This is a genomic window from Humibacter ginsengiterrae (genome assembly GCF_054780115.1).
Genome location: NZ_BAAGWY010000001.1, coordinates 1 through 11,308, shown reverse-complemented (window position 1 = coordinate 11,308; position 11,308 = coordinate 1). Strand labels below are relative to the sequence as shown.

At 66.9% G+C, this 11,308-nt stretch carries 11 protein-coding genes; 3 read left to right on the top strand and 8 right to left on the bottom strand.

The window, feature by feature from the left end; translation table 11 throughout:
* Nucleotides 1-51: 51 nt before the first annotated feature.
* Complete coding sequence (locus tag ACYVII_RS00055) at nucleotides 52-1,509, top strand: glutamate synthase subunit beta (protein WP_460529122.1); 1,458 nt, start codon at nucleotides 52-54, stop codon at nucleotides 1,507-1,509.
* Nucleotides 1,510-1,585: 76 nt separating this feature from the next.
* On the top strand, nucleotides 1,586-3,034 hold the full coding sequence (gene pyk, locus ACYVII_RS00050; protein ID WP_460529119.1) for a pyruvate kinase: 1,449 nt from the start codon (nucleotides 1,586-1,588) through the stop codon (nucleotides 3,032-3,034).
* A gap of 15 nt (nucleotides 3,035-3,049) precedes the next feature.
* Here the strand turns inward: pyk and ACYVII_RS00045 are convergent, their stop codons facing one another.
* The 3 genes from ACYVII_RS00045 to ACYVII_RS00035 all read right to left on the bottom strand — a co-directional run bounded on the left by ACYVII_RS00045 (nucleotide 3,050) and on the right by ACYVII_RS00035 (nucleotide 6,153).
* The gene (locus ACYVII_RS00045; RefSeq protein WP_460529116.1) at nucleotides 3,050-3,688 is read right to left on the bottom strand and encodes a phosphoribosyltransferase; all 639 of its coding nucleotides are present in this window, start codon (nucleotides 3,686-3,688) and stop codon (nucleotides 3,050-3,052) included.
* Nucleotides 3,689-3,774: 86 nt separating this feature from the next.
* Complete coding sequence (locus tag ACYVII_RS00040) at nucleotides 3,775-5,247, bottom strand: MFS transporter (RefSeq protein WP_460529113.1); 1,473 nt, start codon at nucleotides 5,245-5,247, stop codon at nucleotides 3,775-3,777.
* 120 nt (nucleotides 5,248-5,367) lie between these two features.
* Nucleotides 5,368-6,153: an SGNH/GDSL hydrolase family protein gene (locus ACYVII_RS00035; protein WP_460529110.1), complete on the bottom strand. Its 786-nt coding sequence runs from the start codon at nucleotides 6,151-6,153 to the stop codon at nucleotides 5,368-5,370.
* Between the two features lie 151 nt (nucleotides 6,154-6,304).
* Here ACYVII_RS00035 and ACYVII_RS00030 point away from each other — a divergent pair, with 151 nt between their 5' ends.
* Nucleotides 6,305-6,679, top strand: coding sequence for a hypothetical protein (locus ACYVII_RS00030; protein ID WP_460529107.1), 375 nt, complete (start codon nucleotides 6,305-6,307; stop codon nucleotides 6,677-6,679).
* 64 nt (nucleotides 6,680-6,743) lie between these two features.
* Here ACYVII_RS00030 and ACYVII_RS00025 read toward each other — a convergent pair whose 3' ends face one another.
* The 5 genes from ACYVII_RS00025 to ACYVII_RS00005 all read right to left on the bottom strand — a co-directional run.
* A complete protein-coding gene (locus ACYVII_RS00025) occupies nucleotides 6,744-7,295 on the bottom strand; it encodes an EXPERA domain-containing protein (RefSeq protein WP_460529104.1) in 552 nt (183 codons plus the stop codon).
* A 44-nt stretch (nucleotides 7,296-7,339) separates the two neighbouring features.
* Nucleotides 7,340-7,981 carry a hypothetical protein gene (locus tag ACYVII_RS00020; RefSeq protein ID WP_460529101.1) on the bottom strand — a complete coding sequence of 214 codons (642 nt, stop codon included), beginning with the start codon at nucleotides 7,979-7,981 and terminating at the stop codon, nucleotides 7,340-7,342.
* 139 nt (nucleotides 7,982-8,120) lie between these two features.
* Complete coding sequence (locus ACYVII_RS00015) at nucleotides 8,121-9,758, bottom strand: HAD family acid phosphatase (RefSeq protein ID WP_460529097.1); 1,638 nt, start codon at nucleotides 9,756-9,758, stop codon at nucleotides 8,121-8,123.
* Nucleotides 9,759-9,999: 241 nt separating this feature from the next.
* Nucleotides 10,000-10,647: an HAD family hydrolase gene (locus tag ACYVII_RS00010; RefSeq protein WP_460529094.1), complete on the bottom strand. Its 648-nt coding sequence runs from the start codon at nucleotides 10,645-10,647 to the stop codon at nucleotides 10,000-10,002.
* 52 nt (nucleotides 10,648-10,699) lie between these two features.
* On the bottom strand, nucleotides 10,700-11,308 hold a 609-nt coding region (locus tag ACYVII_RS00005), incomplete at its 5' end, for an HNH endonuclease signature motif containing protein (RefSeq protein ID WP_460529091.1).

Here is an 11,308-nt window from a genome sequence, read left to right as displayed (position 1 = left end):
CGAACGTCGTCTGGAATCGAGCTGCGCTCTCGAGAACGCCGGAGGTCACTGGTGGCTGATCCGAAGGGCTTCCTCAAGGTCACCGAGCGCGAGCTGCCCAAGCGGCGGCCCGTCTCGGTGCGCCTGATGGACTGGAAAGAGGTCTACGAGGCCGGAGACCCGGCGCAGCTGCGTCGCCAAGCGGGCCGCTGCATGGACTGCGGCATCCCGTTCTGTCATCAGGGATGCCCGCTGGGCAACCTCATTCCGGAATGGAACGACCTCATGTGGCGCGGCGAAGGCCGCCAGGCCATCGAACGTCTGCACGCGACGAACAACTTCCCGGAGTTCACCGGACGCCTGTGCCCTGCCCCCTGCGAGGACTCCTGCGTGCTCGGCATCAGCCAGCCGGCCGTGACGATCAAGCAGATCGAGCACGACATCATCGATCAGGCCTGGTCGAACGGCTGGGTGCAGCCGCATCCGCCGCAGCGGCTGACCGGCAAGACCGTCGCGGTCGTCGGATCGGGTCCCGCCGGTCTCGCCGCCGCCCAGCAGCTCACCCGCGCCGGGCACACGGTTGCGGTGTACGAGCGCGACGACCGCATCGGCGGTCTGCTGCGCTACGGCATCCCGGACTTCAAGATGGAGAAGAAGCACATCGAGGCGCGGCTGGCGCAGATGACCGCAGAGGGCACCCGATTCCGTGCCGGCGTGGACATCGGCGTCGACATCAGCTGGCGTGACCTCAAGGCACGCTACGACGCCGTCGTCATCGCCACCGGCGCCATGGTGCCACGCGATCTGCCCATCCCCGGCCGCGACCTCGCCGGTGTGCACTTCGCGATGGAATACCTGGTGCAGCAGAACCGCGTCGGTGCAGGCGACTCGGTGCCCACGCAGATCACCGCAGAGGGCAAGCACGTCGTCGTCCTCGGCGGAGGCGACACCGGCGCCGACTGCATCGGCACGGCGCACAGGCAGAAGGCGGCATCCGTCACCAATCTCGCGATCGGCAAGCAGCCGCCGAATGAGCGGCCGGAGCACCAGCCCTGGCCGACCACGCCGACCCTCTTCGAGGTGCAGACTGCGCACGAAGAGGGCGGCAGACGCGAGTATCTGGCGTCCACCGTCGAGTTCGTCGGCAACGACGTCGGCGAGGTGGTGGCCGTCCGGGTGGCGGAGACCGAGTACCTGGACGGCCGGCGCGTGCCCAAGGCGGGCACCGAGCGCGAGATCCCGGCCGACCTGGTGCTGCTGGCGCTCGGTTTCACGGGGCCGGAGCAGGACACGCTCGGTGCGCAGTTCTCCGTTCCGTTCGACCAGCGCGGCAACGTCGTGCGCGACGACGACTACCAAACCCAGGAGCCCGGCGTGTTCGTGGCGGGCGACGCGGGACGCGGCCAGTCGCTCATCGTGTGGGCCATCGCGGAGGGCCGGGCTGCGGCGGCGGCTGTGGACCGGTATCTTGAAGGGGAGACCGCCCTTCCGTCGCCCATCAGGCCGACCGACCGCGCCATCTCGATCTGACGCTCGTCGCATCCGCATCGATCACGGTGCGATCGATAGTGCACGTGCAAGCAACCATGGAGTACGAAGAATAAGTATGAGACGAGCCAAGATCGTCGCCACGCTGGGCCCGGCAACGTCCAGCTACGAGAACATCCGCGCCATCATCGATGCGGGCGTCGACGTCGCCCGCCTGAATCTGAGCCACGGCACCTACGACGTGCATGAAGCGGTCTACGCCAACGTGCGCCGCGCTGCCGACGACTCGGGTCGCGCTGTGGCGGTGATGGTCGACCTGCAGGGTCCGAAGATCCGTCTCGGCAAGTTCGAGGGCGGGCCGTACGAGCTCGCCGAGGGCGACATCTTCACGATCACGACGGAGGACGTGCTCGGCGACAAGGAGCTCTCTTCCACCACCTTCAAGGGCCTGCCGCAGGACGTGAAGCCGGGTGACCCGCTCCTGATCGACGACGGCAAGGTCGCGCTGCGCGTGCTCGAGGTCGACGGTCCGCGGGTGAAGACGCAGGTCATCGTGCCAGGGCCGGTCTCCAACAACAAGGGCATCAACCTGCCCGGCGTCGCCGTCAACGTTCCCGCGCTGAGCGAGAAGGACGAGGCGGACCTGCGCTGGGGCCTCAATCTCGGGGCCGACTACATCGCGCTGTCGTTCGTGCGCAACGCGGATGACGTGAAGCGCGTGCACGAGATCATGGACGAGGAGAACCGGCGGGTGCCGGTCATCGCCAAGATCGAGAAGCCGCAGGCCGTCGATCACCTCGACGAGATCGTCGACGCCTTCGACGCGATCATGGTCGCCCGCGGCGACCTGGGCGTGGAGCTCCCGCTCGAGGCAGTGCCGATCGTGCAGAAGCGCGCCATCGAGATCGCACGCCGCATGGCGAAGCCGGTCATCGTGGCGACCCAGGTGCTGGAGTCGATGATCACCAGCCCACGGCCCACCCGCGCCGAGGCATCCGACTGCGCCAACGCCGTGCTCGACGGTGCCGACGCTGTCATGCTGTCCGGCGAGACGAGCGTGGGGGAGTACCCCGTCGTCACGGTGCAGACGATGGCGCGCATCATCGAGTCCACCGAGGAGCACGGGCTGGAGCGCATCCTGCCGCTGGGCACCACGCCGCGCACGCAGGGCGGCGTTCTCACGCTGGCCGCTGCGGAGGTGGCGGACTTCGTCGACGCGCGTTATCTCTGCGTCTTCACCGAGTCCGGCGACTCGGCACGACGCATGTCGCGGCTACGTTCCCCGCTGCCGATGAAAGCGTTCACCCCGAGCGAGGGCATCCGGCGCAGGCTGGCGCTCACGTGGGGCATCGAGGCTTTCCTCGTCGACCGAGTGACCCACACCGACCAGATGATGGGCCAGGTCGACGACCTGCTCATCGGCAAGGGCTTGGCGGAGATGGGCGACAAGGTCGTCGTCATCTCCGGATCGCCTCCCGGCATCCCCGGCTCGACGAACGACGTGCGCGTGCACGTCGTCGGAGATGTGCACAACGAGGCAGCGCCCGCGTACGCCGCACTCAGGTGATCGGGCTTCGCCCTTCTACTCGTTGGGCAAGCCGAGCAGCCGGCGCACCTCGGCGTCGGTGGTCTGCGTGAAGTCTCGGTACCACTGACCGATCGCGAAGAACCCGCTCGGTCGCGCGACGCACACGAAGGAATCCGCGTCAACTCCCGGCTGGGGCTCCCAGTCGGGAGGTGCGACCGGCACGGCCAGCACAACGGATGCCGCCCCTTGCGCCCGCGCCACGGCGCACGCAGCGCGGGCGGTCGCGCCGGTCGCGAGCCCGTCGTCCACGACCACGGCCGTCGCGCCGTTCAGATCGACCGGACGCCTGTCCTCCCGGTACCGCCGCACCCGCCGTTCCAGCTCCGCCTGCTCGCGTTCCTCGACGCGGGCCAGTTGCTCATCGGTCACGCCCATCACGCGGATGAGATCTTCGTCGACCACGCGCACGCCTTCGCCGATCGCGCCCATCGCGACCTCCTCGTTGTGCGGAAGTCCGAGCTTGCGCACGAGGATCACGTCGAGCGGGGCATCCAGCGCCTCGGCGACGACCGCCGCGACCGGAACCCCGCCACGTGGAATGCCGAGGACGACGGGATGCGGCCAGTCCTGCCGGTACGTCGAGCACACCGCGGCGAGGCGGCGTCCCGCGTCAAGACGATCCACGAAGATCATGTCCGTCCCTTTCCGGCCCAAGCTTACGGCGCGGCATCCGCGTGGAACCGGTCGGATGGCAAACACGGGTGCAACCGCGCACCAGTTCAGGTGGCATGCGCTTCCTGCTGCGGGGCATCCGTCTTGGAAAGCGGGTCGGCGATGTCTTCCAGCGACCGGTTCTCCGCGTTCACGCCGAGGAACACCTCGACGAGCCCGGCGGCGATCATGAGGCCTGCACCTATGAAGTAGCCGACAGCGACGGCGCCGATGCCCATGGAGACGAACTGTCCGAACAGCAACGGGCCGATGATGCCGCCGAGGCCCGTGCCCACCGCATAGAAGAACGCGATCGCCATGGCCCTGGTCTCCATCGGGAAGATCTCGCTCACCGTGAGATAGGCGGAACTGGCGCCGGCCGAGGCGAAGAAGAACACGATCACCCAGCACACGGTGAGCCACGTGGCGTCCAGGATGCGAGCATCGAACAGGATGCCGGTGCCCACCAGCAACACACCGCTGAGGATGTACGACAGCGAGATCATCACCCTGCGGCCGACGGTGTCGAACAGCCTGCCGAGCAAGAGCGGACCGAGGAAGTTGCCCACCGCGATGGGCACCAGCGCCCACGGTGCCACGTCGTCGGGCACGTGCAGAAGCGTCGTCAGCACGAGCGCGTACGTGAAGAACACCGCGTTGTAGAGGAAGGCCTGGCCGATGAACAGCGAGAGCCCGAGAACGAACCGCTTCGGGTACTTCGTCACGGCCACGCGTGCGATCTCGCCGAAACCGGTCGTCTCACGCTGCTTGATCTCGATCGCCTTGACGTCGTCGACGCTCGCAAGCTTCTCGCCCGTGTCGTCCTCGACTTGCTGCTCGATCTCGCCGACCTCCTTCTCTGCATCCTTGTCGCGGCCGTGGATGAACATCCACCTGGGCGACTCGGGCACGTTGCGCCGGACGAGCAGGATGGTGAGGCCGAGCACAGCGCCGAGGCCGAACGCGAGGCGCCAGCCGAGCGCGGGTGCGAAGATCGCGGTATTCAGCAGCACGACCGTGAGCATGGCACCGAACGCCGTGCCCAGCCAGTACGAGCCGTTGATCGCGAGGTCCACGACGCCGCGGCGTTTCGCCGGGATCAGCTCGTCGATGGCGGAGTTGATGGCCGAGTACTCGCCGCCGATGCCGGCCCCGGTGAAGAACCGGCACACGAAGAAGAAGATCGGCGTGAACGAGAACGCCGTCGCGACCGTCGCCAGCAGGTACAGTCCGAGCGTGATCATGAAGAGCTTCTTGCGGCCGAACCGGTCGGTGAGGTAGCCGAAGACCAGGGCTCCGACGCAGGCACCGGCGACGTAGATCGCCGCCGCAAGCCCGACCTCGCCGGCAGTGAGTCCCAGTCCGCTGGACTTCTCGGTGAGGCGGCTGCCGATCGCCCCCACGATCGTGACCTCGAGTCCGTCCAGAATCCACACGGTGCCGAGCCCGACCACGACCATCCAGTGCCATTTCGACCATGGCAGACGATCCATCCGCGCCGGAATGCTCGTGCGGATCGTCTTCAACTCGTGCGTGCTCATGCGTCCTCCTCAACCCCGCCTACCTCGACGGCGACCTGGCGACGGTAAGGGCAGGAGAGACGGCGCGACAACCCCTTGCAGGCACCGCTCGTGGAAACCGGAAAGCGGCGAGACTCCGCCTCAGAACATGGCGCCGGGATCGATCGGCGTCAGCTCAGGCAACTTCGCGCTGCGGCCGTCGCCCGACGACCTCCCGGTGATCCGGCGTCCGATCCACGGCAGCACGTACTCCCGGTAGTACTTCAACGACGGCGGGCGCCGTCCGTACGGCGGCTGGGCCGCCACCTCGTCGACGCGCCAGGCCGACGGCACGCCCACGTCGAGCGCCGTCAGCACGTTGGAGGCGACGCGTGCATGGCCGAACGAGTTCAGGTGCAGCCGGTCGAGCGACCAGTAGCGCAGGTCGCGTAGCCCGGCATCGGCGAAGTTGTCCACGAAGGTGACGTCGCTTTCGGCCGCCGTCACCTCGCTCACGAAGGCGCGCACCCGCACCGCCAGCTCGTCGCCCCTGCGCTGGATCGCACGACCGCCCGGAAGGTTGTCGCTCGGGTTGGCGCCGCTCAGCAGCAGCACGTGGATGCCTGCGTCCACGGCCTTGCCCACCGCCTCGGCAGTCTGCCCGGCGATGTCGTCCACCGAGACGCGGGGCCGCATGATGTCATTGCCGCCGCCGTTGATGCTCAGCAGCTGAGGGCGCATCGCGATGGCGGCATCCAGCTGCTCACCGACGATCGGTCCCAGCTTGCGGCCGCGGATCGCCAGGTTCGCATAACGCACCGGCTCGTCCGCTGCGGCGGCGAGCCCGACGGCGACGAGATCGGCCCACCCGCGCACACGACCGTCCGGAAGGACATCGCCGACGCCCTCGGTGAAGCTGTCTCCGATCGCGACGTAGCTCGTGTACATCCCTCAACGGTATCCGGCGCAGCCAGGGTGCTTCGCGCTCGGGCGGCTCGCGCCCGGCGGTACTATCGAGAGGACGTTTCGACCAGCCGTCTCACCTCAGACGACGTGCTGAATTCGCCGGCCCACCGCCTTCGGAAGGACTACTGAAAAGATGATCGCTCGGCCACCGAAGGGTGAACTCGACAAGCGCATCGCAGGCGCCGTGTTCCTGTTGTTCTGGGTGGTGGCGATCGCCGCCTGGATCGTCGCCGGGGTCGCGCTCGGCAACACCGGCGCGTGGCAGCCCTTCATCGTCGACGTGGGCATCGTCATTGCGAGTGTCGGCACGGCGACGCCGTTCCTCAAGACGGTCAAGGGATTCGGCATCGCGTTGCTGTTCGCGCTGATCGCTGTCGTCGGCTTCGCGTTCGGCGACTTCCTGCACTTGGTGCCGCTCGTCTACTTCCTGCGGATCGCCGTGCCGTTCTTCGCGGTGATCATCGCGCCTACGTTCAAGATGGCCAACGGCGTGAAGGTGTTCGCGTAGGCGAACCGGCAGAGACCGCGCGAGCCGGATGCCCTCCTGGGCATCCGGCTCGCAGCTTGTTGACTCAGAACCTGCGGGTGAACGGCAGCGGCTTGCGCATGCGGATGAGCAGCAGCAACGGGAACACGATGTACGGCAGGTTGAACGCCAGGAACACGGCCGGGTTCGGTGTCCGCTCGGCCGCGGATCCGAAGAACTCCACGCCGAAGATCGGGATGCCCGTGAGCGAGATGATCATCGTCGCGTAAATGACGCTCGGCAGCTGGATCCAGTTCCATCTGCGCACGATGGCCAGGATCAGCAGCACGTAGAACGCGACGTAGACGAACGCCGACGTTCCGCTGATGAACCGCAGCCACACCGGATGCGAGCGGTAGAGCGGGTCGAAGTTCGACGCGTACCAGTAGTTCCACTGCACGAGGATGTTCGGCGAGTCCTTCACCTGGTCGAGACCGAGTCCCTCGACGGAGTCGCTGATGATGCAGGTGACGATGAACGCAGCGAAGATGACCAGGAACACGATGTCGATCGGCCGCTTCTTCAGCGGAAGGTTCGCAGGGCTCGTCGCGCCGGCAACCGATGCGTTGTGCGCGGTAGTGGTGGGGGCTTCCGACATGGTCTGCAGACTATCGCCGGAAGGCCACTGCGGCGCAGTACCGCTCAGACGCGCGGCGCCGGCTGGTCGATGTTCCAGTGCCGCGACACCGTCACGAACAACTCCTGCTCGGACGCGTCGTGCTCGGCCGGGCCTCTGCTCACGCTGAAGCGGCTGATCACGCGCTGAGTCCCCTCCGCATCGCCATAGAGCACGTCCACCAGCACGATTTCACCGGCACTCATCCGATCGACGACGCGCCGGTAGGCGTCGGAGCGCGGATCCCGGATCGCCACCTGCACGAATCCGACGTACGCGGTCGAAAGGTAGATGTCTCTCGTCAGACGCTGGAACTCCTCCGGCGTTGCGGGTTGAGCGTACGGACCTTCCGGAATGTGCCAGCCGTGCAGCACGGCGATGCCCGAGCCGACGTTACGCACCGACAGTGCGAGCGCGACAACGGATTCGTCAACCTCCATCGTGGCTCGCCCGCCTTGCACGGTGAGCCAACGGCCATCCATGAAGCGCACCTTCTGTGCGTCGTCGGTGAAGTTCGACGGCAGGAGCAGGGGGCGTAGCCCCTCCAGAAGCGCCCGCTCCGCCAGGCGCGCAGAGTGGTTGGCCGAGCGAGTCGAGACGAACGTCGCGACCGCGAGTACCAGCGTGCCGATGGCGGTGCCGAAGTCGGCCAGTACAGCCCAGTCCACTTGCCCTCCTCACGGCAACCGCCGCGCGGTCGATTGCGATGGACACCGGCACCAGCGTGCTGCATGTCACGCTGCTCCTGCTTCGAACACGCCGATGGTCCGGCCCTGCAGAGGCGCCGGACCATCGGGATTCCGATTTCTATGGCAGGTAGTACGTCGGGTTCGGCAGCTTGATCGTGCGGTGGGCGTGGCCACCGATCAGGTCGCTGAACTGATCGCCGTAGTTCGCCACGATGTCGTAGCGGCCGCCAGCCCACGACTCCACGTGCGCTCTGGTCTGCGACTTGTACTCGATGGTGGTGCAGCTCGCTGCCTCACAGTGGATGTACGACGGCTGTTGGGATGCGCCCTGTCCGGTCCACTTGGTGTAGTAGTTCTGCGGCGTGAGGCCCGTGTAACCCACCTTTGCGAGGTTGGCCAGCGTGGCATCCTTCTGGTTGTCGTTGCGCCCGGTGAGCCCGATCACGGTGCATCCCGCCTTCTCGGCGGCGCGTTCGAGGGCGACCATGCCGGGGACCGCGGGGAACTTCTGGCCCTGCACCCAGACATCCTGCTCGGTGGGGTTGTAGTTGAAGTGCATGTCGCCCACCTCCATGTCGTACGTCCACAACGTCGTGTCGTCGGCGTCGAGCACGATGGCCGGGTTCTTGTGCAGCTTCTTCTCGACGAAGCACTGCGCCGCCACGATGGGCGTCTGAATGGCGACGAGACGGGTCATCTCGCGGATGTACGGCGACGTGTCCTTGTTCGCGATGCCCGTTCCCGGGTCGCCGTAGTAGGTGGCGATCGTCTTCTTCACGGAGTCGATGTTCGGGATGCCGTCACCGGGCTCGGTCGCGCCGCTGGATCCGTCCGGCTTCATGGTGAAGTGGGTGCGGGGTGCCAGGTTCGGCTCGGACATGCCAGGCAGGTCGGGGGAGGGCAGGTAATAGGTCGGGTTCGGCAGCTTGATGATGTTGTCTGCGTAACCGCCCTGCAGGTCGCTCCACTGGTCGCCGATATTGAACGTGACGGTGTAGCCGAGGTCGTGCTCGATGTGCTTGCGGGTGAGCGCCTTGTACTCGACCGTCGTGCAGCTTGACGTCGCGCACGTGATGTACGGCGGCTGCTGCGATGTGCCCTTGCCGGTCCACTTCGTGAAGTAGTCGTCGGCGGTGAACGCGGTATAGCCCACCTTGGCCAGGTTGCCCAGCGTGGCGGCCTTCTGGTCGTCGTTGCGGCCGGTGAGGCCGAACACGGTGTAGCCCATGGCAGCGGCCGCATTGGCGAAGGCGACCATTCCGGGAACCGCGGGGAACTTCTGACCCTGCACCCAGACATCCTGTTCAGCGGGGTTGTAGTTGAAGTGCATGTCGCCCACCTCCATGTCGTACGTCCACAACGTGGTGTCGTCGGCATCGAACACGATGGCGGGCTTCTCGCCCTTGGCGATGGCGGCGTCGTACTCGGGCTTCAGTTCGGCCGTGGCCTTGGCGACGATGCGGTCCATCTCGCTGATGTACGGCGAGGACTCCTTGTTCGCGATCCCGGTGCCCGGGTCGCCGTAGTACGTGTAGATGGTCTTCTTCACGGAGTCGATGTTCGGGATGCCCTCGCCGCCCTGCGTCGCTCCGCTCGACCCGTCCGGCGCCATCGTGAACTGCGTGCGCGGAGCCAGCTGCTGACCGTGGCCCCAGCCGCCGCCCCGGCCTTGTCCGCCGTCCCATGCCTGGGCCGGCGCCGCCGAAGACAGCCCGACTCCCATCGCGACCGCCACCACGGCCGCGCCCGCGAGCATCCGCAGGCCAAGGCTTCGCGTTGCCGCCCTCCCGTGCTCAGGTTGCATTCCACACCCCCTGTGTGATTCGAATTCCTCGATCCGTCAGGGCCGGTGCTCTGCGGCCCTGCGCTTTGCACCCCTGAACAGGGGTCCGCCTGCACCGTATCGACGCGATGTGCGGATGACTAGAACCGGACAGCGGTTTTGCTCATGTGAGCCGCCTATGAGGTCGCAGTGAGCGAAGCGTCGACTCCGTCCGCTACAGCACGAGTTCGATGCCGTCCTCATGGATGCCAACGCGCACATCGGCCAGATCGGGCACAAGCCAATCCGGGCCGTGACGCTCTGCCATGGTGCCCACCCCGACGACCCGCATACCGGCGGCTCTTGCAGCGGCGATGCCGGCACCGGAGTCCTCGAAGACGACGCACTCAGCGGCCGGTACATCGAGTGCTGCGGCTGCGACCAGGAATCCTTCCGGATCCGGCTTGCTCGCCGAAACGTTCTCCGCGGTCACCGCCACACGGGGAATGGCCAGGCCCGACGCGTTCATCCGCGCCGTTGCCAATGGAAGGGTCGCCGAGGTCACGAGGGCGTGCGGCGCATCCGCCAGTGAACGGAGCAGGCTGGCCGCGCCGGTGATCTCGACGATGCCGTCGAGCTCCGCGGTCTCGCGCTCCAGCAGGGCCCGGTTGTCGGCGAGGTTCTGTTCCGGCGCTCGCTTCGGAAGCAGAATGGCCATGCTCTCGTGACCCTGCCTACCGTGGACGACTTCGAGCACCCCGGCCGGCTCGAGGTCGTTCGCGAGAGCCCAATCGGTCCATACGCGCTCCACGACGGCCGACGAGTCGACGAGCGTGCCATCCATGTCCAGCAGAACGGCCGATGCCCGGATGATCGTGGTCACCTTGCCGAAGAGTACACGGACGAACGTCGGACGACGAACGCGGTGATGGTGCTTAGAAGGGTGGTGGGTCGCTGTCGTATCCGGTGGGGGTGCGGACGCGGATGCCGCCGTCGGGTTTCGGGTCCAACCGGATCCCGGTCACCGTCTTCAACCGGTGCAGCCGGGGTTTCAACGGGGCAAGGTTCGCCACGTCAGTGGGTCCGCCGTGTTGTCGTTCGATGACGTGGTCGATCTCGGCACCGGTGGTGACGCTGACCGGGAGGTAGGGTGCGGCGTCCTCATCCAGCCCGTACCTCAACGTGAGCCAGGTCCGCTGATCCGGGGTTGGACGGTACCGTTTCGTGTCCAGGTTCAACTGTGCCGGCCGGATCGGGTCGGCGAGCACTTTCCGGAATGAGGGTGCGTCCCGTAACGCTTTCGCTGCAGCACTGGGCGGGATCGGACCGTAGCCCAGGAGCTCGGCGAACCGGCCCGCGTCATCGATCAACACGAACGGTTGGACACCGGTCTTCACCGGTGCGACACCCGCTGCGTCGCCGCAGGTGGCGGTGCCGCCGCAGGTGGTGGTGCCGTCGTGGGTGGTGGCGCCGGTGGTGAGGAGTTGCAGGGTCAGGTCGGCACGCAACTGATCCAGGGTGCGGTTCTCACCGGGCAGGGCACG

Bases quoted from the DNA above. Each gene is read 5' to 3' on its own strand.
- pyk (WP_460529119.1), top strand. From the start codon at position 1,586: ATGAGACGAGCCAAGATCGTCGCCACGCTGGGCCCGGCAACGTCCAGC.
- ACYVII_RS00045 (WP_460529116.1), bottom strand. From the start codon at position 3,688: ATGATCTTCGTGGATCGTCTTGACGCGGGACGCCGCCTCGCCGCGGTG.
- ACYVII_RS00040 (WP_460529113.1), bottom strand. From the start codon at position 5,247: ATGAGCACGCACGAGTTGAAGACGATCCGCACGAGCATTCCGGCGCGG.
- ACYVII_RS00035 (WP_460529110.1), bottom strand. From the start codon at position 6,153: ATGTACACGAGCTACGTCGCGATCGGAGACAGCTTCACCGAGGGCGTC.
- ACYVII_RS00030 (WP_460529107.1), top strand. From the start codon at position 6,305: ATGATCGCTCGGCCACCGAAGGGTGAACTCGACAAGCGCATCGCAGGC.
- ACYVII_RS00025 (WP_460529104.1), bottom strand. From the start codon at position 7,295: ATGTCGGAAGCCCCCACCACTACCGCGCACAACGCATCGGTTGCCGGC.
- ACYVII_RS00015 (WP_460529097.1), bottom strand. From the start codon at position 9,758: ATGCTCGCGGGCGCGGCCGTGGTGGCGGTCGCGATGGGAGTCGGGCTG.